Here is a 25,393-nt window from a genome sequence, read left to right on the forward strand (position 1 = left end):
TTTTGTATCTGGTAATGAGATTTATGAGTAGACGCATTGAAGTCCTTCAGGGCGAGTCTTAAATCGCTTGTGCAACCACATCCACGCGGGAATATCTCGTTTTATCATCCCTTCAATCTCTTGATTCAAAATACTCGCGGCTTTAACTGGATTTCGTCGTTCAAACTGCCCACTCAGATCCTCACCAATGTAAAGCGTATATCGGTTATCGTTCATGACCGTCACTCCGGACATCACCGCACACTTGGTTGCATCAATTAATACACTCGACCCCGCCGTACTTGCCGCCTGTTCAACAGCAAAGAAAGGAGCAAACACCGAATTGTTCACCCCGTAATCGTGATCTGGTAGGTACCACAGTCGCTGACCATTTTTCAGAACTTTAAGCATCGACTTTACGTCTTTTCGGTCTATCATTTGATGCCCACAGCGCGTTCGACCGCGATGCTGAATAAACTCATAAGCAGGGTTTGAGTTCGGGCGATACACACCGTACCCTTTCGCAAATTGGCTAAAAATACGCGCCGTCATCTCTAAGTTAAGATGGTGGCTGCATATCACCAGCACACCACGTCCATTTCTTTCTTGTTCAAGAATGCGCTCTTTACCAACCACCGTCACCAAACGTTTTACCCGCCAATCGGGCCAAAACCAAGCCATGCCCGTTTCAATCAGTGCCATGCCGGTGTATTTAAAGTTTGCCTTCACCAACTCCTCACACTGTTGTTCATTATATTCAGGGAAGCAGAGCTTGAGATTACGCTTAGCAATTTTCCGGCGGCGCTTCATTGGCAGCATTGCAAGGGAGCCAATACCTCTTCCCAGAGCTCGCAGTAGCGGATACGGTAGCGCATTAACAACAAACGCGAGCAAGCCAAATGCAAACCAGACAGACCAGTATTTAGGGAGAAGCAATTTCAAGGTGAAAGGTGGGGACGGAACGGTATTCATGGCTTGACTCATTTACAACAAATGCATTTACAGAAATGAGTAAAACCTAGCATGTAAAAAGTCGAAAAATTGTATGGGAATGTATAGAAATGCATAAAGAAAGAGCAGCTCTCATCGCTGCTCTTTCAACATCTGTTTATGTTAGCTTCTCAAGCCAATTCCTTTGGTCACGAGGTAATGTGCCACGGCATAAAGCGCAACAACGAATACCGTCAGCACGCTAAATGACGTCACAATGCCAACATCAGAAACCCCGAGGAAACCGTAACGGAATGCGTTCACCATGTAGACGATAGGGTTCAGCTTCGACACACCTTGCCAGAACTCAGGCAACAGGCTGATAGAGTAGAACACGCCACCTAAGTAGGTCAGAGGTGTCAATACAAACGTCGGGATTATAGAGATATCGTCAAACGTTCTTGCATAAACTGCGTTGATTAAGCCACCTAGTGAGAACACAACTGATGTCATAAATACCGTCGCGATAATGATGCCCCAGTGGTCGACTTGCAGATCCACAAAAAACAGAGACACAAACGTCACAATAGTTCCCACCAATAAACCACGCACAACGCCTCCCATGACAAAACCGAGGATGATCACGTAGTTTGGTACCGGTGCAACCAGAAGCTCTTCAATATTACGCTGAAATTTCGAGCTAAAGAACGATGAGGCCACATTGGAATACGAGTTGGTGATCACCGACATCATAATCAGACCAGGCACAATGTACTCCATGTAACTAAAACCGTTCATGTCGCCAATACGAGAGCCAATCAAACTACCAAAAATGATGAAGTACAGCGTCATTGTAATCGCTGGCGGAACTAGCGTTTGTACCCAAATACGAGTAAAGCGATTGATTTCTTTGGTGAGCAGGCTGCAAAAAGCCGTCCAATATAACTTGTACATTATTGGTTACCTCCGCGAACGATGCTGACAAACAACTCTTCCAAGCGGTTCGCTTTGTTACGCATAGACAGCACTTTTACGCCATGTTCGGAAAGCTGACTAAATACTGAGTTCAACCCTTGGCTCTTATCCAGTTCAATTTCTAGCGAACCATTTATCATCACCTGACTATTCACCCCTTTAAGCTCTGGCATCTCACCGTCAAACTCAACATCAAGAATGAAGGTTTCAACACGAAGCTTACCAAGCAGCGCTTTCATCGTCGTATTCTCAATAAGCTCACCTTTGTTGATGATGCCGATATTGCGACACAACATTTCTGCCTCTTCAAGGTAGTGAGTCGTTAGGATGATAGTAATACCCTGCTCTTGGTTAATCTCTTTTAAGAAATCCCACATCGAGCGACGCAATTCGATATCGACACCAGCGGTTGGTTCATCAAGGATCAACAACTGTGGCTCATGCATTAAAGCGCGAGCAATCATAAGACGGCGCTTCATACCACCAGATAGATTACGCGCACGTTCTTTGCGTTTTTCCCACAAATCGAGCTTTGTCAGATACTTCTCGGCACGTTCTTTCGCCTGAATCTTTGACACGCCATAGTAGCCTGCTTGCTGCATCACAATCTGTTCAACCGTCTCAAATTGGTTGAAGTTGAATTCTTGTGGCACCAAACCTAGGTTTTGCTTTGCTAGTTCAAGATGCGTATCAATGTCGTAACCAAAGACCTTGGTCGTACCTGAGGTTTTGTTTACCAAAGAAGAGATAATGCCAATCGTAGTGGATTTACCTGCACCATTTGGTCCTAAAAGCGCGTAGAAGTCACCTTTTTCTACTGTTAGGCTAATACCCTTCAACGCTTCAAATCCGCCCGCATAGGTCTTGCGAAGCTGTTCAATTTCTAATGCGTACATTGCGTAATAATTGCCATCTGTTGATGAATCGTGAATGCCAATACCGATAGAGAGTTGATATGACTCAGCGGTCAAAGCGGTATTGCACTGAAGTTGAATTAGTTTATCGTTGAATAACGATGAATACAAATAAACCTTTCTATAAAATTAGAAATAACTATAAATCCCCGATTCTGTATACTAAAAAGCGCCGCCAAACAACTTTGGCAGCGCTTTTAAAAAACAAAACAAGATTACATTGTTAGCATTTGATGCTCATCTGTTTCTACATGCTTTATCGCAGCATTCAATGCCTCATAACGGAACTTGTAAGTGTTCTGATCAGGGACTAAATCAATCACGTGGAACTTCTCTAATTGCTCACGTGTGCGTTGGTTTGGACACAGCAAGTAAACTTCACACTCCGCATCCAACGCATCTTTGATCGCATTCTCAAGCGCTAAGCCTACCGTAACATCAATCATCGGCACATCAGTCAGATCGAGGATCATCACTTCGTAATCCGAAATACTGGAGTGTTGGCGAGAAATGGCTTTCGAAACACTGAAGATCATTGGTCCAGACAAGTAGAAGAACAAGACTTTACCATTGGCTCGATCAAGCAGTCCTCGTTCACTGTCCGTAAGCGGAACATCATCTTCATCGGCATCACTGATGGCCTTAACTTGGCGTGCTTGCTCACGACTCAAACGCTCAATGATGATGATATTAGAAATAAATACCCCTAACCCCACAGCAACAATCAAATCAACAAAGACCGTCAGCAGCATGACGCCATACATAACCGCCATACCTGGGAAGCTCACCTTATGAGCACGTTGGATAAAACTCCAATCAAGAATATTGAAGCCAACATACACTGCAATACCCGCCAGCACAGCCATCGGGATAGGTTCGGTCAAGCCACTTGCAACCAAAACCACCAGCGCGAGAATCAGCGCACGAATAACACCAGACAAAGGGGAACGAGCCCCTACTTGGATATTGGTTACTGTACCCATTGTGGCACCAGCACCTGGTAAAGCGCCAAACAAACCAGAAATCATGTTTGCCAAGCCTTGACCACGTAGCTCCTTGTCTGAGTCATGCTCTTTACGTGTTAATGAATCACCGATTACCGCGGTTAATAGCGTATCAATACAACCCAACGTACCCAGAACTAATGCATCAATGACCATCTCGGTGAACATCGCAGGATCGATATGTGGCACGACCAAAGAAGGTAAACCTGCGGGGATTTCACCAATTCGACGAATGTCTTCTGCATCAAACAAAATCACCGATAGCAACGTAACCGCTACTAGCGCGACAAGTTGGGCGGGTACGTACTTACGATACTGCTTCGGAAAGAAGAATAAGATGCCTAACGTCAGCAAGCCCAAAAACAACTCGCTAAACTTCAGGTTAGAAATGGTATCAGGCAATGCAGATAATGTGCCTATAACCCCACCAGAAGGTGCAGCATGACCGAGTAAAGGCGACAACTGCAAGATAATCAGAATCACGCCAATCCCTGACATGAATCCCGAGATGACACTATAAGGCATGAGTGTCACGTATTTACCGAGTTTCAATGTACCAAGCACAATTTGAAACGCCCCGGCCATCATCACAACGGTGAATGTCATTGCCATTCCCGTCTCTGGGTACTTCGCCATCATGCTAGTCAACACGGCGGTCATGATCACTGTCATAGGACCGGTAGGCTCAGAAATCAGAGTATTGGAACCACCAAACAGTGACGCGAAAAGCCCCACCATGATCGCCCCCCATAAACCTGCTTCTGCGCCAGCGCCAGATGCGACACCAAAGGCTAACGCAAGAGGAAGTGAAATAATGGCCGTGGTGACGCCACCAAACAGATCCCCTTTCAAGTTGATATCCTTAAAGCGACTACCGAACATTGAATTTGCTCCCTGCATTAAAAAGACAAAATGCCATCAATCTAACAAATATTTCGTCAAAGAAAAAAACACAATAAAACCACGAATTCGCTAGGCTTATTCGCATACTGAATGATGTCTGCATATTTTATGATTTTCACAGCGAGAACTAGTCAGATGAGTCATCTTGAATGAATATTTAACGGGATCGAAATTGTAACATTGTGTATAGTTACAGCGCTGATCGCTTTATAAGCACTGGTGAGTGGTTGGTTTTTTTAATTTTTAGGGAAGTAGATGTCAGATGCCGGAAATTAAACAATTATTCGAAAATAACTCTAAGTGGTCAGAAGAAATTAAATCTGATCGTCCAGAATACTTTGCAAAGCTTGCAGAAGGTCAGAAACCAGACTTTCTTTGGATTGGATGCTCAGACAGTCGCGTTCCTGCAGAGCGATTGACCGGTCTTTTCTCTGGCGAGTTATTTGTTCACCGAAACGTTGCGAACCAGGTCATCCACACAGACCTAAACTGCCTCTCTGTGGTGCAATACGCCGTGGACGTATTGAAAGTAAAACACATCATCGTATGTGGTCACTATGGCTGTGGTGGCGTTAACGCCGCTATTGATAATCCTCAGCTAGGTCTTATCAATAACTGGTTACTTCATATCCGTGACCTTTACTTTAAACATCGCCCATACCTAGACCAGATGCCTCTTGAAGACCGCGCTGACAAACTGGGTGAAATCAACGTAGCTGAGCAAGTCTATAACTTAGGCAACTCCACCATCATGCAAAATGCGTGGGAGCGTGGTCAGGACGTTGAGATTCATGGCGTAGTTTACGGGATTGAAGATGGTCGCCTTGAATACTTGGGAATTCGTTCAAACTCAAAAGAGACCGTGGAAGCCTCTTACCAAAAAGCGCTCTCAACCATTCTTAACTCAGACAACAAATTGCTTTGTCGCTGAGTTAAAAACATAAGCCGAACCAAATAAAAGAAAACGCCCGTTAATTGCTTAACGGGCGTTTTTTGTATTCTTCTATCAAGACTAATGACTACTCTTGAGGCACCACTTTACCAATGAACGGTAGATGACGGTATTTTTGAGCATAGTCGATACCCACACCAACTACGAATTCATCAGGAATAGCAAAACCAACATAATCAACTGGCACTTCAACTTCACGACGTGATGGCTTGTCTAGCAGCGTACAAATCGCAATAGACTTCGGCTCACGTAGAGACAGGATTTCACGGATCTTGTTCAGTGTGTTACCTGTATCAATGATGTCTTCCACGATCAGTACGTCTTTGCCTTTGATGTCGTCATCAAGGTCTTTCAGGATACGTACGTCACGAGAGCTTTCCATCGTGTTACCGTAGCTAGAAGCGGTCATAAAGTCGACTTGGTGAGTCAGTTCGATTGCACGAGCCAAATCGGCCATAAATACAAATGAACCGCGTAGCAAACCAACCAGAACCAGATCTTCGCTACCTTGGTAACGTTCTGTAATTTGCTTGCCTAATTCACGAATACGTTCCTGAACTTCTTGCTCAGAAATCATGACTTCTACTGTATGTTTCATACTGTGCTCAATTTTCTTTGTGGGTTGAGGTAGGTCGTACGCAAACGATCACCTTATCTTGCGGCGTGTAGTGTAACACCCCACTCAATAGGTGGAAAGTCGCATCCCATTTCGTTGAATTCTTGGATGAAAGTCTTAATTTTAGAACTTATATCATTGAATGAAACATCAATAATGACATTACTGTCTATAAATTACGCATCAGATGTTGACCTTGCACATATGCACCATTACACTCATCAATGCTTTAAGCAACTATTAAAATAATCAATTAGGGGACTATCCCCAAAATATCAACTCAAATGGCAAGGAAAATGGATTATGGACTCAATTGCAAAGAGACCTCGTACTAGGCTTTCCCCTCTAAAACGTAAACAGCAACTAATGGAAATCGCTCTTGAAGTGTTTGCTCGTCGCGGCATTGGTCGTGGTGGTCACGCTGATATTGCAGAGATTGCTCAAGTTTCTGTTGCGACAGTATTTAACTACTTCCCAACTCGCGAAGACTTGGTGGATGAAGTTCTGAATCACGTGGTTCGTCAATTCTCGAACTTCTTATCAGATAACATCGACTTAGACATTCATGCACGCGAGAACATCGCTAACATCACTAACGCAATGATTGAACTAGTAAGCCAAGATTGCCATTGGTTGAAAGTTTGGTTCGAGTGGAGTGCATCAACACGTGATGAAGTGTGGCCACTATTCGTAACGACAAACCGCACCAACCAACTGCTGGTGCAAAACATGTTCATCAAAGCTATCGAACGTGGGGAAGTTTGTGACCAACATGAACCGGAACACTTGGCGAATCTGTTCCATGGTATTTGTTACTCTATCTTCGTACAAGCAAATCGCTCTAAGAGCGAAGCCGAGCTATCAACACTCGTTAGTGCTTACCTAGATATGTTGTGCATCTACAACCGCGATCACTAAGCTAAAACGCGAGTTTAACTAAATGAAAGGCTGACACTGGAGTGTTGGCCTTTTTCGTTTTAGACAGCTGCGAAGCTGGATTTTATTTTGCCTTTCTAGGAACAAATTCAGCCACCCCCTTCTTAATCGAAACTCCTTTCATGATTATCCAAATACATACCTCTCGACTCCTTGGTGTTAAACCAAGAGATTCCCAACTATCAAGCACAATCGCCTAAAAGGAGACCTCATTCCCTCTTTAAGTTCCGCGCATAAAAAAACCGCTGACGAATCAGCGGTTTTTATCATTCAAGTTTTAAGACTCTCGGTCTTCAAAAGAAATTATTTTTTCTTTTTAACTGCTTTTTTGTTTGGAAGGTCAGTGATTGAACCTTCAAATACTTCAGCAGCGAGACCCACTGACTCGTGTAGAGTTGGGTGAGCATGGATAGTTAATGCGATATCTTCAGCATCACAACCCATCTCAATAGCTAGGCCGATTTCACCAAGCAGTTCACCACCGTTAGTACCAACGATTGCACCACCAATAACACGGTGAGTCTCTTTATCGAAGATTAGCTTAGTCATACCGTCTGCACAGTCAGATGCGATTGCACGACCTGATGCAGCCCATGGGAATGTTGCCACTTCGTAGTTGATGCCTTCAGCTTTCGCTTCTTTCTCAGTCTTACCAACCCATGCCACTTCTGGCTCAGTGTAAGCAATTGAAGGAATAACTTTAGGGTCGAAGTAGTGCTTCTTGCCAGAGATAACTTCTGCAGCAACGTGACCTTCATGCACACCTTTGTGAGCAAGCATTGGTTGACCAACTACGTCACCGATCGCGTGGATGTGAGGAACGTTAGTGCGCATTTGCTTATCAACGTTGATAAAGCCACGCTCGTCCACTTCAATGCCCGCTTTTTCAGCGTCGATAAGCGCACCGTTTGGAACACGACCGATAGCAACAAGAACCGCATCGTAGCGCTCAGCTTCTGCTGGTGCTTTTTTGCCTTCCATTGAAACGTAGATACCATCTTCTTTCGCTTCAACTGCTGTTACTTTCGTCTCAAGCATTAGCTTGAACTTGTCTTTAATACGCTTAGTGAAGACTTTAACGATGTCTTTGTCCGCAGCAGGGATAACTTGGTCAAACATCTCAACTACGTCTACTTTAGAACCTAGTGAGTGGTAAACCGTACCCATTTCTAGACCGATGATACCACCGCCCATGATAAGCAGCTTTTCAGGTACTTCTTTCAGCTCTAGAGCATCCGTTGAATCCCAAATACGTGGGTCTTCATGCGGGATGAATGGCAGTTTGATTGGGCGAGAACCCGCAGCAATGATAGCGTTGTCGAAGTTAACCGTTGTTGACTCGCCTTCGCCTTCTACAAGGATAGAGTTAGGGCTTGTGAACTTACCGTAGCCGTTTACTACAGTAACATTACGCATCTTAGCCATACCGCTAAGACCGCCAGTCAGTTGGTTTACAACTTTCTCTTTCCAGATACGGATTTTGCTGATGTCTGTTTGCGGTTCGCCAAACACAACACCGTGCTCAGCCATCGCTTTCGCTTCTTCGATAACTTTTGAAACGTGAAGAAGTGCTTTAGATGGAATACAACCAACGTTTAGACATACACCACCAAGAGTGCTGTAACGTTCAACTAGTACTGTTTCTAGACCTAAGTCCGCACAACGGAATGCAGCTGAGTAACCAGCAGGACCAGAACCAAGTACAACAACTTGGGCTTTAATTTCTTTGCTCATTGTGACCTCTTGTAGTCATTATCCCTAACAGGCTGAGTAGATGTTCTTAAATTATTAGGCTTTCAAACGATCAATATTTTACAGAGATGTTAACAGTGTGAAAGCAGCTTTAAGTTAGCCTGTGAGCTAGACAACAATTCATCTTTCAGATTCTTAACGATGTGAGAAATTGTCGTCTAAAAATAGTCTTTTATATAAAGAAGTAAGGTGACCCGAAAGCCACCTTAACTATTACTTTCTATATTACAGTACTAGGCGACGAATGTCTGATAGTGCACCGTTTAGGAAAGTAATGAAGCGTGCACCTTCTGCACCATCAATCACACGGTGGTCGTATGATAGAGACAGTGGAAGCTGTAGACGTGGTTCGAACTCTTTGCCGTTCCACACTGGCTTCATTTCAGATTTAGATACACCTAGGATACCTACTTCTGGCGCGTTTACGATTGGCGTAAACGCTGTACCGCCGATACCGCCAAGGCTAGAGATTGTGAAACAACCGCCTTGCATGTCAGCTGCCGTTAGCTTACCTGCACGTGCTTTCTTAGAAACTGCCATTAGCTCTTCAGATAGCTCGTAAATGCCTTTCTTGTTCACGTCTTTAAATACCGGAACAACAAGACCGTTTGGCGTATCTACTGCGATACCTACGTTCACGTACTTCTTAAGAATGATGCTTTCGCCATCTTCAGAAAGTGAAGAGTTAAACGCTGGGAACGCTTCTAGTGCTTTCGCTACTGCTTTCATGATGAACACAAGAGGAGTGATCTTCATGCCAGTGTCTTTCTTCGCTTCGATTGCATTCTGCTCTTTACGGAATGCTTCTAGCTCAGTGATGTCAGCGTTGTCCCACTGTGTAACGTGAGGGATCATTACCCAGTTACGGTGTAGGTTTGCACCAGAAATCTTCTTGATCTTAGAAAGCTTCTGAACTTCCGTCTCACCGAACTTGCTGAAGTCAACTTTTGGCCAAGGTAGTAGACCAAGCGCTGCGCCGTCGCCCTTACCAGATGCTGCCGCACCAGCGCCAGACTCAAGACGCTTAAGCGCATCTTTAACGTAAGCTTGAACGTCTTCTTTTAGGATACGGCTCTTACGACCAGTACCTTTAACCTTAGATAGGTTAACGCCAAATTCACGAGCAAGACGACGGACAACTGGAGACGCGTGTGCGTAGTCGTTGTTCTCTTGGAAATCGTTCGCTGCAGGTGCCGCTTCAACTTTTGCTGCTGGAGCAGGAGCCGCTGCAGGTGCTGGAGCTGCTGCTTGTGCAGGTGCTGCAACAGGAGCTGGAGCTGCGCCAGCTACTTCGAATACCATGATTAGAGAGCCAGTCGTTACTTTATCGCCAGCTGCAATCTTGATTTCTTTTACCGTACCAGCGAATGGAGCTGGAACTTCCATTGAAGCTTTGTCACCTTCAACAGTGATTAGAGATTGCTCTTCTTCTACTGTGTCGCCAACTTTAACCATGATCTCAGTAACTTCAACTTCGTCACCGCCGATATCTGGAACATTCACTTCTTTGTCAGCTGCTGCCGCTGGAGCTGCTGGAGCTTCTACTCGGTCCGACGCCTCGGCTGCTGGAGCCGCTGCTGCGCCTGAACCGGCAGTTTCGAATACCATGATTAGAGAACCAGTTGTTACTTTATCACCAGCAGCAACTTTGATCTCTTTTAGAGTACCAGCGAATGGTGCTGGAACTTCCATTGATGCTTTGTCGCCTTCTACCGTTAGAAGAGATTGCTCTTCTTCGATGCTGTCACCAACTGCAACCATGATTTCAGTAACTTCTACTTCGTCGCCACCGATATCTGGAACGTGAACTTCTTTCAGTTCTGCCGCTGCAGGAGCTGCAACTGGTGCTGCTTCAACTGCTGGAGCTGCCGCAGGAGCCGCTTCTGCAGCGGCACCTTCAGCTTCGAAAATCATGATTAGAGAACCAGTCGTAACAGAATCACCTTCCGCTACTTTGATTTCTTTAACGATACCTGCTTGAGACGCTGGAACTTCCATAGAAGCTTTGTCGCCTTCAACAGTGATAAGAGACTGCTCTTCTTCAACCTTGTCGCCAACGCTTACAAGAATCTCAGTAACTTCAACCTCATCCGCACCGATGTCAGGTACATTAATTTCGATTGCCATTGCTTATTTACCTTCTAGTTAAGCGCTGTATTAAGCGTAAAGTGGGTTTGTTTTTTCAGTGTCGATGTTGAACTTAGCAATCGCTTCAACGACGACTGACTTCTCAACATCACCACGTTTCGCTAGTTCAGTAAGAGCTGCAACAACTACGTAGCCCGCGTTAACTTCGAAGTGACGACGTAGGTTCTCACGGCTGTCAGAACGACCGTAACCATCAGTACCAAGTACTTTGTAAGACTCAGAAGGCATGAACGCACGAACTTGCTCAGAGTAGTTCTTCATGTAGTCAGTCGCTGCGATTGCTGGCTCAGTACCCATTACTTGTGCAATGTAAGGTACTTTTGCTTCTGCTTCTGGGTGAAGCATGTTGTAACGCTCTGCGTCTTGACCGTCACGAGTTAGCTCGTTGAACGATGTAACAGAGAACACGTCAGATGCGATGCCGTACTCTTCGCTTAGGATAGTCGCTGCTTTACGTACTTCGTTCATGATAGTACCAGAGCCCATTAGCTGAACTTTAGACTTGTCACCTGCGTAAGACTCAAGCTTGTAGATACCCTTACGGATGCCTTCTTCAGCGCCTTCTGGCATTGCTGGCATTGCGTAGTTTTCGTTCATTACCGTTAGGTAGTAGAACACGTTCTCTTGGTTCTCACCGTACATGCGACGGATACCGTCTTGCATGATTACTGCAACTTCGTAAGCGAATGTTGGGTCGTAAGAGATACAGTTAGGAACTGTATTCGCCATGATGTGCGAGTGACCATCTTCGTGCTGTAGACCTTCACCGTTTAGCGTTGTACGACCTGCAGTAGCACCTAGTAGGAAACCACGAGCTTGTTGGTCACCAGCCATCCACGCCATATCACCTACACGTTGGAAACCAAACATTGAGTAGTAGATGTAGAACGGGATCATTGGTAGATCGTTCGTGCTGTATGACGTTGCTGCTGCAACCCATGAAGCCATTGAACCTAGTTCGTTGATACCTTCTTGTAGAACCTGACCTGAAGTTGCTTCTTTGTAGTAAGAAACGATGTCGCGATCTTGAGGTGTGTAGTTCTGACCGTGCGGGTTGTAAATACCGATCTGACGGAATAAACCTTCCATACCGAACGTACGAGCTTCGTCACAGATGATAGGAACGATGTTCTTACCAATGTTCTTGTTCTTAAGCAGGATGTTAAGGGTACGAACGTAAGCCATTGTTGTAGAGATATCACGCTTCTGCTCACTTAGTAGCGGAGCGAACTCTTCTAGCTCAGGTGTTTTGAATTCTTGAGTAAACTTAGGTAGACGCTGTGGCGTGTAACCTTTTAGTTCTTTACGACGAGCGTGTAGGTATTCGTACTCCGCTGTACCTTCTTCAAGTTTCAGGTATGGAAGTTCTTTCACTGCTTCGTCAGTTAGGATGTCTTGAAGACCTAGACGATCACGTAGGTGTAGTACGTGAGTCATATCCATCTTCTTAACTTGGTGCGCGATGTTCTTACCTTCAGCCGCTTCACCCATGCCGTAACCTTTAACAGTCTTCGCTAGGATTACTGTTGGACGACCTTTAGTTTCTGCTGCGTTTTTGTAAGCTGCGTACAGTTTAGAAGACTCGTGACCACCGCGCTTAAGTGCGAAGATTTCGTCATCAGTCATGTCTGCAACTAGTGCTGCAGTCTCTGGGTACTTACCAAAGAAGTGTTCACGTACGTAAGCACCGTCTTTAGATTTAAATGTTTGGTAGTCACCATCTACAGTTTCGTTCATCAACTGTAGAAGCTTGCCTGTTGTATCTTTAGCAAGTAGAGCATCCCAGTTGCTACCCCAGATAACTTTAACAACGTTCCAGCCAGCGCCTTTGAATAGACCTTCTAGCTCTTGGATGATGCTACCGTTACCCATTACAGGACCGTCTAGACGCTGTAGGTTACAGTTGATTAGGAATGTTAGGTTGTCTAGTTTCTCACGCGCAGCGAAAGAAAGTGAACCACGTGATTCTGGCTCATCCATTTCACCGTCACCTAGAAACGCGTATACACGCTGTGCAGACGTGTCTTTCAGACCACGACCGTCTAGGTACTTAAGGAAACGCGCTTGGTAGATCGCAGAAATTGGGCCAAGACCCATAGATACTGTTGGGAACTGCCAGAACTCAGGCATCAATTTAGGGTGCGGGTATGATGGGATACCTTTACCATCTACTTCTTGACGGAAGTTGTCTAGCTGCTCTTCAGTTAGACGACCTTCAACGAATGCACGAGCGTAGATGCCCGGAGAGATGTGACCTTGGTAGTAAACTAGATCGCCACCGTCCGTCTCGTTTGGAGCGCGGAAGAAGTGGTTGAAACAAACTTCGTAGAACGCCGCTGCTGACTGGTAAGAAGCCATGTGACCACCTAGGTCTAGGTCTTTCTTAGAAGCACGCAATACGATCATGATTGCGTTCCAGCGAATAATCGAACGAATACGACGCTCAAGAGTTACGTCACCAGGGTAAGCTGGTTCTTGTGCTGCTGGAATAGTGTTGATGTAGTTTGTGTTGATGCCAGTTGGCATATCAACGCCGTCTAGACGTGCTTTTTCTAGAACGGTTTCTAGTAGAAACTGTGCACGTTCTACACCTTCTTCACGAACAACTGATTCAAGGGCTTGTAGCCAATCTTGAGTTTCCAGTGCATCTACGTCATGCTTCATGTCAGACATGGCGATCTATCCTTCTGTTGGTTGGATCTACTTATTTAAGTAAGCGGTTCTTGTATTAAGAATCGTTACCTTGCTGAATTCGACGCAGAGAACGCTCTCGTCGAGACTCTTCTCGAGTCAAATCCAACAATGTTTCTTCAATATAAGCTAAATGTGAGTGAGACATTTCACGTGCCTTTTCAGGCTGACCAGAAACAATCGCATCCACGATATTAGCTCTGTGTTTACTTACTTTATCGACCACTTCATCGCGGCGATGTAAGAGCTTTAGATTCTGTAGAACATTTTGCTCAAGCAAAGGCGCAAGACTGCGAACAATATGAAGCAGGACGACATTGTGTGCCGCTTCGGTCAAAGCAATCAGAAACTGCATCACTGCAGCGGCTTCTGCCTCAACGTTATCGCCTTTTTGCTCTTCGCTAATTTGATTCAAACAAGCTTGAATGCGTGCAAAATCTTCATCGGTACCACGCAAAGCTGCAAAGTACGCTGAGATCCCCTCCATCGCATGGCGCGATTCAAGTAGGTCTAACTGCGTTTCTGAGTGAGTCGACAACAAGTTCAACAACGGATCTGAAAAGCTTTTCCAGATGTTTTCACTAACGAATGTGCCACCGCCTTGACGACGAGTAAGCAAACGCTTTGCTTCTAAGCGTTGAATGGCTTCACGGACAGATGGACGAGACACATCGAACTGCTTAGCGAGTTCGCGCTCTGGTGGCAACTGCTGCCCCGGAGACAATGTTCCTTCCACAATCAACCTTTCTAGCTCTTGTTCAATAACATCAGAGAGCTTTGGCTGACGAATCCTTTGATAAGCCATAATTTATTGTTCTTCTACTCTTGCAGGTAATTGGTAATACCAATTTTAAGATGGTGCAGAAATTAACATAATTAAAACGCCACTGTCCAGCCAAAAATTGACCTAAATCATAGAATGGACTTACAACCAACACTCTGATAACAATCGACTATTAAAACAGCAATAAAATTGGTCTTACCAATTACATAAACAAAACAGATGGGAGCTCTGCGTGCTAGTAATTTTGATCAACAAAAACAAAAAATGACAAAATTATCCGTACATTTTTTCACCAACCGCTGTTTTGAGCGTTTAAAATGTAGTTAACTTTTAACAAGCATTCATATTTCTCGTATCAAAAAAAGGCATACTTGAGTGTATGCCTTATTTATTTCTGCTTTTTGAATTTACACTTTCGCTACAAGTTAGCGTTGTATTTGTTGCCTGAACTTGAGCCAGTCAAAGCTTAGACCAGGATCGGCTTTTCTCAAGGGAGCGATATACTGATGCCCCGTGATTCGGGGTAAGGTGATTTTGGGGTAAGAATGCATGACCGCATGAGCCAAAGCTGTAAGTGATTGATATTGCTCTTCTGTATAAGCCACAAACTCAGTGCCTTCTAACTCAATACCAATCGAATAGTCATTGCAACGTTCGCGACCAGCAAAGCTAGATTGCCCTGCATGCCAAGCTCTATCTAAAAACGAAACAAACTGAACAATTTCGCCATTACGCTTTATTAAGCAATGTGCCGAAACGCCCATTTTGTGAATTACTTCAAAAAATGGATGTGCTTTAGGATCGAGATTGCCAGTAAAAAAGTCCTCTATATATGAACCACCAAACTGCCCTGGCGGCAAACTGATGTTGTGAACCACCAGCAGAGAGATGTCATCTTTGCCTGAACGAGCATCAAAGAATGGCGATGGAACATGCTTTGCTTGCGTCAACCAACCATTCTCGATTTTTAGGCACATATCAACCTCTCTACTTTGCAAATTAACTGCTGAAATTATTGACACCGGAGAGTATCATTCGTTGCCATCTCCCTTTCAAGACAAGATTTGCGATGAAGAACACACACAACAGCCAAGAACGCCTAGAATACCTTAAGCAACAGCTTCCATTAGAAATCACTCGCGCCGTAGCCGATACCCTAAAAGAAGACCTAGGTGGCACATTGGATGCAGACAAAGACGTCACCGCATCGCTTATCCCAGCAGACGCTATTAACACAGCAACCATCATTACTCGTGAACACGGTGTATTTTGTGGTCAAGCATGGGCAGATGAAGTATTTAAACAACTGGGTGGCAAAGTCGCGATCGAATGGCATGTAAAAGATGGCGACAAGGTTGAACCAAACCAAACACTTTGCACACTGACTGGTCCTGCTCGTGATTTGCTCACTGGCGAGCGCAACGCGATGAACTTTATTCAAACCCTTTCAGGTTGCGCGACTATTACCGCTGAGTACGCAGAGAAAATTGCTCACACTGAGTGCCGTCTATTAGATACTCGTAAAACCATTCCGGGCTTACGTAGTGCGCTAAAATACGCAGTAGCCTGTGGCGGTGGTTTCAATCATCGTATCGGTGTATTCGATGCCTACCTTATTAAAGAAAACCACATCATTGCATGTGGCGGGATCACTCAAGCGATTACCACAGCAAAATCATTGAACCCAGGTAAACCAGTTGAAGTGGAAACGGAAAGCTTGGACGAGCTAAAAGAAGCGATTGAAGCAGGTGCAGATATCATCATGCTCGATAACTTCACCACAGATATGATGCGTGAAGCCGTCGCTATCAATGCAGGACGTGCTGCGTTAGAAAACTCTGGCAACGTGACTCTAGAAACCATCGCTGAATACGCAGAAACAGGCGTAGATTACATCTCGGTGGGCGCTTTAACTAAGCACCTAAAAGCGATGGATCTTTCGATGCGCTTCAAGTAATCCAAACTAAATAAGCAAAAGTAATTCTCGTTAACTCATAGAGTTACTGCCATTAAACACCAATAAAGAGCCGCACGGCTCTTTATTTTTATCCGCATAAAAAATAACACCACTCGCAAAACCTTGCATGCAATATGCAACTTGAGTGTAAAGATTTTTATCTCAGTCGAGAGCTTCTCCCTTCCCAGTTTTCTCTTTCCTCTACTCTTTTTAATCTTCTGCCCCATGCATAAGCATTAACTAAATTTATCTTAAGGAAACAAGATGAAAACGAATAAACAGAAGAAGCAGCAGGGTTTTACTCTAATTGAATTGATGATCGTGGTAGCGGTTATTGGTGTTTTGGCAGCGATTGCCGTCCCGCAGTACCAAAAATACGTAGCTAAAAGTGAAGCAGCTTCAGCACTAGCATCAATTACTGGACATAGAATAAATGTTGAAACTTATGTTGTTGAAAATGGATCATTTCCGACAGCAGCACAGCTACCTGTTCCGACCTCACCACTCGGTGTAATTAGTTACACTGCCTCAGCTTCAGGAGCAAGCTCATCATCAGGTGCAATAAAGTTTACGTTCAATAGTTCAGGTGTAAGTCCAGACGTAATCAGCAAAGACGTAACCCTTGGGCGAGATGGTACTGGTCAATGGAACTGCACCTCTGGCATCACTGCTACAGGTGTAAAACCTAAAGCATGTTCATGAGAAATTAAGCAGTGCTAACCAACCTTTCAACGGTTCTTCGCCAAGCTGGAATACTGACCTTTTCCCAAGAAGAATCGTTACTTGAGCAAGCAAAAGCTTCTGGCATTTCGATGCCGGAGGCTTTACTCAGTTCTGGCTTTTTCCAATCACATGAATTGACTGAGCACCTTAGCTCCATCTTTGGGCTTTCCTGCACATCACTCAGTCAGTATGAGTACTCGTCGCTGTGCCAAAAGCTTGGCTTACGCGATCTGATCACTCGACATAATGCCTTGCCACTCAATCGCACATCTTCGACATTAATACTCGCGGTTGCAGACCCAACTAACTTACAAGCGGAAGATGACTTTCGTTTTGCTACCGGTTTACAAGTCGAGCTAGTTCTGGCGGACTTTAAAGAACTCACCGCAGCCATTCGTCGTTTATATGGTCGTGCACTCGGTCAAGAAAAGTCCGGTCTTAAAGAAATCAACCAAGATGAACTGGCAGGTCTCGTTGATATTGGTGAGGACGAAATTGAGAACATTGAAGATCTCAGCCAAGATGAATCGCCTGTTAGTCGTTATATTAACCAAATCCTGCTCGATGCCGTTCGTAAAGGGGCTTCTGATATTCACTTCGAGCCCTATGAAAACATGTATCGAGTGCGTTTGCGTTGCGATGGCATCTTGATCGAAATTCAACAGCCTCCGAGCCATTTAAGCCGTCGCCTCTCAGCCCGAATAAAGATCCTATCTAAGCTTGATATCGCTGAGCGCCGTTTACCACAGGATGGTCGCATCAAGCTCAAATTAAACCAAGACACCGCGATTGATATGCGCGTTTCTACACTGCCAACTCTGTTTGGGGAGAAAATCGTATTGCGTTTGCTCGACAGCAGTTCTGCAGCATTAGATATCAATAAACTCGGATACAGCGATCATCAAAAGCAATTGTATTTAGAAGCACTGCGCCGCCCACAAGGCATGATCCTAATGACAGGACCAACGGGCAGCGGCAAAACGGTTTCTCTTTACACTGGTTTGAGCATTCTCAATAAAACCGAGATCAATATTTCCACCGCTGAAGACCCCGTTGAGATCAACTTACCTGGCATTAACCAAGTTCAAGTTCAACCTAAGATCGGCTTTGGCTTTGCAGAAGCGCTTCGCTCTTTCTTACGTCAAGATCCCGATGTAGTCATGGTGGGTGAGATCCGAGATCTCGACACGGCAGAAATCGCGATCAAAGCGTCACAAACCGGACACTTAGTCCTTTCTACCCTGCATACCAACTCCGCCGCCGAGACGGTCATTCGCTTATCAAATATGGGGGTAGAAAGCTTTAACCTCGCATCCTCTCTTAGCTTGATCATCGCTCAGCGTTTAGCACGAAAGCTTTGTCCACATTGCAGACAACCTCAAGAACCTAACAGCCAACTTCAACATATTGGAATTACCAGCACTGAAGATATCTTCCAAGCGAATCCTGATGGTTGTAACGAATGCACCCAAGGATACTCTGGTCGCACTGGCATTTACGAAGTGATGAAGTTTGATGAATCCCTGTCAAATGCGCTCATCAAAGGCGCTTCAGTACATGAATTAGAAAAGCTAGCGATTGCCAATGGTATGCAGACTCTACAAATGTCCGGCATTGAAAAGCTCAAACAAGGCGTCACCAGCTTTAGTGAGCTGCAACGCGTTCTCTATTTTTAACTTCTCAGATTTTATTAGGCAGTTACTTACACTATGAAAACCATCGCTCCACAACTTAAGAACTACCGTTGGAAAGGCATTAATAGCTCGGGTAAAAAAACCTCTGGTAATGTGCTCGCAATGACAGAAGTCGAGGTAAGAGAGCGCCTTGATGCTCAGCACATCAAGATAAAAAAACTCAAAAAAGGCAGTATTTCTTTTATCACCAAGATAAGTCATCGAGTAAAAGGCAAAGACATTACGGTGTTTACTCGTCAAATCGCCACCATGTTGATGACTGGCGTCCCTATTGTTCAGGCACTCAAGTTAGTTTCAGAGAACCATAAAAAAGCTGAAATGAAATCGATTCTAATGAGTGTGACGCGAGCGGTAGAAGCAGGGACACCGATGTCGAAAGCCATGCGTACCGCTAGCACGCACTTTGATCCACTTTACACCGACTTAATAGCAACAGGTGAGCAGTCCGGTAACTTATCCCAAGTCTTTGAGCGTCTGGCAACCTACCGAGAAAAAAGCGAGCAGTTGCGTGCAAAGGTTATTAAAGCGCTCATTTACCCGGCGATGGTGGTATTAGTAGCACTTGGGGTTTCTTATTTAATGCTGACAAAGGTTATTCCTGAGTTTGAAAAAATGTTTACAGGTTTTGGTGCCGAATTACCCGCCTTCACCCAGATGGTACTCAACCTTTCTGCTTGGACCCAAAATTGGGGTCCCTTCATTGGGCTGAGCTTTGTGAGCTTACTCATTTCTGGCAAAATCATGTCACAACGCTCCGACTCATTTCGTCTTTTGACTGCACGGTCGAGTTTAAGAGTACCTATTTTAGGACCAGTTTTATCCAAAGCTGCCATTGCGAAGTTTAGCCGTACTTTGGCGACCAGTTTTAGCGCAGGTATTCCTATCCTAACCGCCTTGAAAACTACCTCAAAAACCTCTGGTAACATGCATTATCAATTGGCAATCGAAGAGGTATATCGAGATACTGCCGCTGGTATGCCAATGTACATTGCCATGCGTAACTGTAACGTCTTCCCAGAATTGGTATTGCAAATGGTCATGATTGGTGAAGAGTCAGGTCGCTTAGATGACATGCTCAACAAGATAGCCGCTATTTATGAGTTCGAAGTCGATAACACCGTCGACAACCTAAGTAAGATTTTGGAACCGTTGATCATTGTTTTTCTGGGTGTCGTTGTCGGTGGTTTGGTGACAGCAATGTACTTACCAATCTTTAACTTGATGAGCGTATTGGGATAGAATGATCCTTTAGCAAATTAATTCTATCAAAACAGCACCTTGCTCGTTTGATTTACCGCTCAAGAGACTGATATGGAAGTATTCCAGTACTACCCATGGCTATTCGTTGTATTTACCGCTATTTTTGGTTTGATCGTGGGTAGTTTCCTCAACGTAGTTATTTACCGTTTACCTAAGATCATGGAACTAGAATGGCGACGCGAGTGTGCTGAATCATTCCCTGAATACAAGATCGAGCCACCAAAAGAGACATTAACCTTAAGCGTGCCACGTTCATCTTGTCAGCAATGCGGTACACATATCCGCATTAGAGACAATATCCCTGTGATTAGTTGGTTATTGCTAAAAGGTAAATGCCACAACTGCCAATCGCCTATCAGTGCTCGCTACCCTCTTATCGAACTGCTTACCGCTTTTTGTTCGGGTTTTATCGCTTTTCATTTCGGTTTTAGCTACTTCACTGTGGCGCTGGTTTTCTTTACCTTTGTATTGATTGCTGCCACATTTATCGACCTTGATACAATGTTGCTGCCAGACCAACTCACACTACCATTGATGTGGGCGGGTATTGCTCTTGCTCTTGCCAGTATCAGCCCTGTGAGTCTTCAAGATTCTATTATTGGAGCAATGGCAGGCTACTTATGTCTTTGGAGTGTTTATTGGTTATTCAAACTCCTCACAGGCAAAGAGGGAATGGGCTATGGCGACTTTAAACTCCTTGCTGCATTAGGAGCTTGGTTGGGCTGGCAATCTCTGCCGATGATCATTTTGCTTTCTTCGGTAGTAGGCGTCATTTTTGGTCTTATCCAACTGCGCTTGCAAAAGCAAGGTATCGAAAAAGCCTTTCCTTTTGGTCCTTACCTTGCAATTGCAGGATGGGTGAGCCTAATTTGGGGCAATCAAATCCTCAACTGGTACTTTACGTCGATTCTAGGAGTGTAAATGGCTTTTGTTATTGGCCTAACCGGCGGTATTGCGAGCGGCAAAACCACCGTGGCAAACCTATTCAAACAACAGTTCAAAATAGACATCGTTGACGCTGATATTGTGGCTCGTGAAGTCGTAGAGCCAGGCACACCTGGACTTAATGCCATCATTGAGCACTTTGGCACTGATATTGTCCGAGATAATCAAACACTTGATAGAGCCAAATTGAGAGAAAAAATCTTCTCTAACCCAGAGGAGAAAGCATGGGTGAATGGGGTATTGCACCCAATGATTCGCGAAAAGATGATCGAAGACTTGGAGCAAGTCACATCAGACTACGCTCTTTTAGTTGTACCTTTATTGGTAGAAAACAAGCTCGATAGTTTGTGCGATCGTGTACTTGTTGTTGATGTCGAGCCACAAACCCAGATCTCAAGAACGGTGAAACGCGATAACGTGAGCGAAGAGCAAGCAAAAGCTATCTTGGCATCTCAAGCATCTCGTGAACAACGACTTGCTCTGGCTGATGATGTGGTTAAGAATAATCCAGATGACCCAGATCTTTTGCTTCAAATCACAGATTTACACGAAAAGTACCTAGCCATGTGTAAGAAAAATCTGCGAAAATAGGAATGAAACTCACCAAGGCTACTGTCGATGACCACGCACAAATTTGAACATCCGCTAAATGAAAAAACTCGCATTTATTTAAGAGTTGAGTCTTTGTTGCGTCAGGCTCACCTAGCCTCTGGTTTTGCTGACAATCATCAGTATCAACTGTTCTTCCGTGCACTCTTTGATATGATCGAGATCTTTGAGCAAATTCAATTAAAAAGCGAACTGGCAAAAGATCTTGAAAAGCAACGTTTAGCTTATCGCAATTGGCTTAATGTCGATGGTGTCGATCAGCAAGCCCTTAGCGAACTCTTAAAAGAGATCGACGTGGTCCATAGCCAACTGATGACTGCTGAGCGTTTTGGTCAGGCACTTAAAGAAGATCGCTTCTTAAGTTCAATTCGCCAACGCTTTAACTTACCTGGTGGGTCATGTTGTTTTGATCTTCCTGCGTTGCACTACTGGCTTCATTTACCTATTGAGCGTAAAAAACACGATGCAGAACAGTGGCAAGCGAGTTTAAAACCTTTGTCTGATGCCTTAGCACTCTGGCTCAAGCTGACTCGCGAAACAGGACATTTCAAAGCACAAATCGCTCGCACTGGATTCTTCCAAAGCGACGCGGACGAAGCCAACATCCTGCGTTTACACATTCCAATGGAATACGGTGTCTACCCGATGATCTCGGGTCATAAAAACCGTTTTGCCATCAAATTCATGGCTTTTGAAAGCGGTCAAGCTTGTACTCAAGACGTTGAGTTTGAACTCGCTGTTTGTAGCTAAGCGCAACTCGCACTACTATTGCCATAACACCTTTGAACACCGAATAAATAGGACGAATGACGATGTCTAAAATTACAGTCGTTCCATGCCCACAATGTGGTGCCGACGTAGAGTGGGGAGAGCAAAGTCCTCACCGCCCTTTCTGTAGCAAACAGTGCCAAATGATTGATTTTGGCGAATGGGCTGACGAAGAAAATACCATTCCTGGCGCACCAGATATGTCGGACAGTGATGGTTGGTCTGAAGACCAATACTAAGAAGCTAGAACTCAGAAACGAGAGCACCACGCTTCGAGAATAAAAAGAAGGGTTGATGTGAGAACATCGGCCCTTTTTGTTTTTTATTACGCCGAAAGAGAGATTCCGACAATGCGCATTCGTCGCTTTCGGGAATGACACCGTTTGGGTTCATTTGTTTTTTATTCATCATCCTCAAGGGCGAGAAACAAGTGAACTGGGGAGCTATTACTCTAACCTCGCGAAGAGCAAACCCACCGCCCAGCTAAAGAGCTCTGTATTCCTATTCAACGCAACGCAAGAGTTCCACTCAAAGAGATTTCTGACGATGTACCTTCGTCGCTTTCGGGAGTAACGTTGTTTGAGTTCATTTATTTGTTTTTTATTCGTCATCCTCAAGAGCGAGGAACGAGCGAGTTGGGGATCCCTTTTTTACTCTCTCGCAGGACAAATGCCGCTCACTAACCGAAGCGCTCTACTATATCAGAGCAAGTATTCCTGACTCTCGAAGCATAACGTCCTTTTTCGCGCATAAAAAAACGGAGCCCAAATGGGCTCCGTTTACTATGAGAACGCTAGTTATAGCATTACTTCTTAGCAAGTTTCTCTTTGATACGAGCAGACTTACCAGAACGCTCACGTAGGTAGTACAACTTGGCACGACGTACTGCACCACGGCGTTTAACTTCGATGCTATCAACGATTGGAGAGTGTGTTTGGAACGTACGCTCAACACCTTCACCGTTAGAGATCTTACGTACAGTGAAAGCAGAGTGAAGACCACGGTTACGGATTGCGATTACAACGCCTTCGAAAGCCTGTAGACGCTCACGGTCACCTTCTTTAACTTTAACCTGAACTACAACAGTGTCACCTGGTGCAAATTTAGGTAGGTCTGATTTCATTTGCTCTTCTTCAAGAGCCTTGATGATGTTACTCATTTTTTAAATTCCTAGAATAAACTGATACTAAATAAATTAGGTTACTTTGCACTATGTTCACTAATGAACTCAGCAAGTAATTGTTCCTGTTCGTCAGTCAGAGCTAGGTTTTCCAGGAGCTCTGGTCTTCTAAGCCAAGTTCGGCCCAGCGACTGTTTTAGTCGCCATTGACGAATGTCCTTGTGATTGCCTGACATCAGTACCGCTGGTACTTCTTTGTCATCCAATACTTCTGGACGCGTATAGTGAGGGCAATCTAACAAACCATTTGCAAAAGAATCTTCTTCTGCTGACGCGAAATCCCCTAGTACACCCGGAACAAACCGAGAGACAGAATCGATTAACGTCATGGCAGGTATCTCACCACCCGTCATCACAAAATCTCCAATCGACCATTCTTCGTCGACTTCAGATTGAATGATGCGCTCATCTACCCCTTCGTAACGACCACAAATCAGAAGTAAATTCTCATTCGTTGCCAGTTCTTCAACGCCTTTCTGGTCGAGCTTACGACCTTGAGGAGAAAGGTAAATGACTTTCGTCTTACCCGGTGAGGCTGCTTTCGCGGTATGAATGGCATCGCGCAAAGGCTGAACCATCATTAACATACCAGGACCACCACCGTAAGGTCGGTCATCGACAGTGCGATGTTTGTCATGAGTGAAATCACGAGGATTCCAAGTCTCAATCGACAAAAGGCCTTTTTTAACCGCTTGACCTGTTACCCCAAAATCAGTAACAGAACGGAACATTTCAGGAAAAAGGCTAATAACGCCAACCCACATGTTTATCTCGCTCTGTAATTTTGGAGATTAGAATCCAGGATCCCAGTCAACTTCGATCCGTTGAGCTTCGCGATCAACTTTGATGATCACTTGCTCTTCAAGGAACGGGATTAATCGTTCCTTTTGCCCGAAAGCATCTTTTAGATTTGCTTTAACAACCAGAACATCGTTTGAGCCAGTTTCTAGAATGTCAGATACGACACCGAGATCGTAACCTTTAGTGGTTACTACTTGCATCCCAAACAATTCACGCCAGTAGAACTCATCCTCTGACAATTCAGGTAGTACCGCAGGGTCAATAGCAATCTCAAAGTTCGTCAGTAAGTGTGCGTCTTCACGAACTTCCAGACCTTCAAGCTTAGCCACCATACCTTTGTTATGGCGCTTCCAGCTTTCTACTTTGAACTCAACCCACGTACCCTTTTGGTTAATAAACCAAGGGCTGTAATCGAAAATGCTTTCAGCATTGTCTGTGTAGGAAAAAACTTTAAGCCAACCACGAATGCCGTAAGTAGCACCAAACTTGCCTACAACAATCTTTTCGTTGCTCATTGTTTCTTTACCTTTCATCGACATAAACTAGTTTCTACTTCTAAAGTAAAAATTAAGCCGCTTTTTGAGCGTCTTTAACTAGCTTAGCAACGCGGTCAGATAGAGACGCGCCTTGACCAACCCAGTGGTTAACGCGGTCTAGGTCTAGACGTAGACCTTCTTCTTGACCTTGTGCAGTTGGGTTAAAGAAACCAACTTTCTCGATGAAACGGCCAGTTGCAGCGTTGCGGCTGTCCGCTACTACGATTTGATAAAATGGACGCTTCTTAGCGCCGTGACGTGCCAAACGAATGGTTACCATGTCGTCCTCTTTGCTTTCTCAAAAATAAAATTAACCCCAACAATCATCCAAAAAAC

24 protein-coding genes are annotated in these 25,393 nt (G+C 44.6%); 10 read left to right on the forward strand and 14 right to left on the reverse strand.

From position 1 onward, the window contains the following. Positions 1-21 precede the first annotated feature (21 nt). The 4 genes from AACR11_RS11220 to AACR11_RS11235 form a co-directional block, all read right to left on the reverse strand. Positions 22-951: a Kdo(2)-lipid IV(A) acyltransferase gene (locus AACR11_RS11220; RefSeq protein ID WP_005446281.1), complete on the reverse strand. Its 930-nt coding sequence runs from the start codon at positions 949-951 to the stop codon at positions 22-24. Positions 952-1,092: 141 nt separating this feature from the next. Next, complete coding sequence (locus AACR11_RS11225; protein WP_005446280.1) at positions 1,093-1,863, reverse strand: ABC transporter permease; 771 nt, start codon at positions 1,861-1,863, stop codon at positions 1,093-1,095. Continuing rightward, positions 1,863-2,780 carry an ABC transporter ATP-binding protein gene (locus tag AACR11_RS11230; protein WP_005446278.1) on the reverse strand — a complete coding sequence of 306 codons (918 nt, stop codon included), beginning with the start codon at positions 2,778-2,780 and terminating at the stop codon, positions 1,863-1,865. Before AACR11_RS11230 ends, AACR11_RS11225 begins: the two co-directional genes overlap by 1 nt. A 233-nt stretch (positions 2,781-3,013) precedes the next feature. Beyond that, on the reverse strand, positions 3,014-4,684 hold the full coding sequence (locus AACR11_RS11235; RefSeq protein ID WP_005446275.1) for a SulP family inorganic anion transporter: 1,671 nt from the start codon (positions 4,682-4,684) through the stop codon (positions 3,014-3,016). 283 nt (positions 4,685-4,967) lie between these two features. Here AACR11_RS11235 and can point away from each other — a divergent pair, with 283 nt between their 5' ends. Then, entirely contained in the window at positions 4,968-5,636 is a 669-nt protein-coding gene (can, locus tag AACR11_RS11240) for a carbonate dehydratase (RefSeq protein ID WP_005446273.1), read from the forward strand. Between the two features lie 88 nt (positions 5,637-5,724). Here can and hpt read toward each other — a convergent pair whose 3' ends face one another. Continuing rightward, complete coding sequence (gene hpt, locus AACR11_RS11245) at positions 5,725-6,255, reverse strand: hypoxanthine phosphoribosyltransferase (protein ID WP_005446271.1); 531 nt, start codon at positions 6,253-6,255, stop codon at positions 5,725-5,727. A gap of 321 nt (positions 6,256-6,576) precedes the next feature. On the opposite strand from hpt, the gene opaR reads away from it, so the two are divergent. Continuing rightward, positions 6,577-7,191: a transcriptional regulator OpaR gene (gene opaR, locus AACR11_RS11250; RefSeq protein ID WP_005446268.1), complete on the forward strand. Its 615-nt coding sequence runs from the start codon at positions 6,577-6,579 to the stop codon at positions 7,189-7,191. Between the two features lie 321 nt (positions 7,192-7,512). Here the strand turns inward: opaR and lpdA are convergent, their stop codons facing one another. From lpdA to ampD, 5 genes are all read right to left on the reverse strand, one after another. Then, the gene (gene lpdA, locus AACR11_RS11255) at positions 7,513-8,943 is read right to left on the reverse strand and encodes a dihydrolipoyl dehydrogenase (protein WP_005446266.1); all 1,431 of its coding nucleotides are present in this window, start codon (positions 8,941-8,943) and stop codon (positions 7,513-7,515) included. A 243-nt stretch (positions 8,944-9,186) separates the two neighbouring features. Continuing rightward, entirely contained in the window at positions 9,187-11,088 is a 1,902-nt protein-coding gene (gene aceF / locus AACR11_RS11260) for a pyruvate dehydrogenase complex dihydrolipoyllysine-residue acetyltransferase (RefSeq protein ID WP_017817680.1), read from the reverse strand. 30 nt (positions 11,089-11,118) lie between these two features. Further along, on the reverse strand, positions 11,119-13,782 hold the full coding sequence (gene aceE / locus AACR11_RS11265) for a pyruvate dehydrogenase (acetyl-transferring), homodimeric type (protein WP_005446262.1): 2,664 nt from the start codon (positions 13,780-13,782) through the stop codon (positions 11,119-11,121). 55 nt (positions 13,783-13,837) lie between these two features. After that, entirely contained in the window at positions 13,838-14,605 is a 768-nt protein-coding gene (gene pdhR, locus AACR11_RS11270) for a pyruvate dehydrogenase complex transcriptional repressor PdhR (RefSeq protein ID WP_005446261.1), read from the reverse strand. A 404-nt stretch (positions 14,606-15,009) separates the two neighbouring features. Further along, the gene (gene ampD, locus AACR11_RS11275) at positions 15,010-15,561 is read right to left on the reverse strand and encodes a 1,6-anhydro-N-acetylmuramyl-L-alanine amidase AmpD (protein WP_029790347.1); all 552 of its coding nucleotides are present in this window, start codon (positions 15,559-15,561) and stop codon (positions 15,010-15,012) included. 92 nt (positions 15,562-15,653) lie between these two features. Here ampD and nadC point away from each other — a divergent pair, with 92 nt between their 5' ends. From nadC to yacG, 8 genes are all read left to right on the forward strand, one after another. Beyond that, positions 15,654-16,541, forward strand: coding sequence for a carboxylating nicotinate-nucleotide diphosphorylase (nadC, locus tag AACR11_RS11280; RefSeq protein WP_029790346.1), 888 nt, complete (start codon positions 15,654-15,656; stop codon positions 16,539-16,541). Between the two features lie 264 nt (positions 16,542-16,805). Continuing rightward, positions 16,806-17,243: a pilin gene (locus AACR11_RS11285; RefSeq protein ID WP_029790345.1), complete on the forward strand. Its 438-nt coding sequence runs from the start codon at positions 16,806-16,808 to the stop codon at positions 17,241-17,243. Positions 17,244-17,254: 11 nt separating this feature from the next. After that, a complete protein-coding gene (gene pilB / locus AACR11_RS11290) occupies positions 17,255-18,940 on the forward strand; it encodes a type IV-A pilus assembly ATPase PilB (protein ID WP_005446257.1) in 1,686 nt (561 codons plus the stop codon). 33 nt (positions 18,941-18,973) lie between these two features. Next, entirely contained in the window at positions 18,974-20,197 is a 1,224-nt protein-coding gene (locus AACR11_RS11295; RefSeq protein WP_005446256.1) for a type II secretion system F family protein, read from the forward strand. Between the two features lie 72 nt (positions 20,198-20,269). Further along, a complete protein-coding gene (locus AACR11_RS11300; RefSeq protein ID WP_079324729.1) occupies positions 20,270-21,139 on the forward strand; it encodes a prepilin peptidase in 870 nt (289 codons plus the stop codon). Further along, entirely contained in the window at positions 21,140-21,754 is a 615-nt protein-coding gene (gene coaE / locus AACR11_RS11305) for a dephospho-CoA kinase (RefSeq protein WP_029790343.1), read from the forward strand. 27 nt (positions 21,755-21,781) lie between these two features. Continuing rightward, positions 21,782-22,522 carry a cell division protein ZapD gene (gene zapD, locus AACR11_RS11310; RefSeq protein WP_005446251.1) on the forward strand — a complete coding sequence of 247 codons (741 nt, stop codon included), beginning with the start codon at positions 21,782-21,784 and terminating at the stop codon, positions 22,520-22,522. Between the two features lie 62 nt (positions 22,523-22,584). Continuing rightward, positions 22,585-22,779 (forward strand): DNA gyrase inhibitor YacG, encoded by a 195-nt coding sequence (yacG, locus tag AACR11_RS11315; RefSeq protein ID WP_005446249.1) that lies wholly within the window; start codon positions 22,585-22,587, stop codon positions 22,777-22,779. A gap of 566 nt (positions 22,780-23,345) precedes the next feature. On the opposite strand, the gene rplS is transcribed toward yacG, so the two are convergent. Genes rplS through rpsP form a run of 4 tightly spaced genes read right to left on the reverse strand, consistent with a single transcriptional unit; the run spans position 23,346 to position 25,337 of the window. Further along, positions 23,346-23,699: a 50S ribosomal protein L19 gene (rplS, locus tag AACR11_RS11320; protein WP_005379971.1), complete on the reverse strand. Its 354-nt coding sequence runs from the start codon at positions 23,697-23,699 to the stop codon at positions 23,346-23,348. 41 nt (positions 23,700-23,740) lie between these two features. After that, positions 23,741-24,484 carry a tRNA (guanosine(37)-N1)-methyltransferase TrmD gene (trmD, locus tag AACR11_RS11325; protein ID WP_005446247.1) on the reverse strand — a complete coding sequence of 248 codons (744 nt, stop codon included), beginning with the start codon at positions 24,482-24,484 and terminating at the stop codon, positions 23,741-23,743. Positions 24,485-24,511: 27 nt separating this feature from the next. Continuing rightward, complete coding sequence (rimM, locus tag AACR11_RS11330; RefSeq protein WP_005446245.1) at positions 24,512-25,060, reverse strand: ribosome maturation factor RimM; 549 nt, start codon at positions 25,058-25,060, stop codon at positions 24,512-24,514. A 28-nt stretch (positions 25,061-25,088) separates the two neighbouring features. Further along, positions 25,089-25,337: a 30S ribosomal protein S16 gene (gene rpsP, locus AACR11_RS11335; protein WP_004410028.1), complete on the reverse strand. Its 249-nt coding sequence runs from the start codon at positions 25,335-25,337 to the stop codon at positions 25,089-25,091. Positions 25,338-25,393: the final 56 nt, after the last annotated feature.

Origin of the sequence: Vibrio sp. L85, assembly GCF_963871815.1 — a bacterium.
Taxonomy (GTDB): Bacteria; Pseudomonadota; Gammaproteobacteria; order Enterobacterales; family Vibrionaceae; genus Vibrio; species Vibrio harveyi.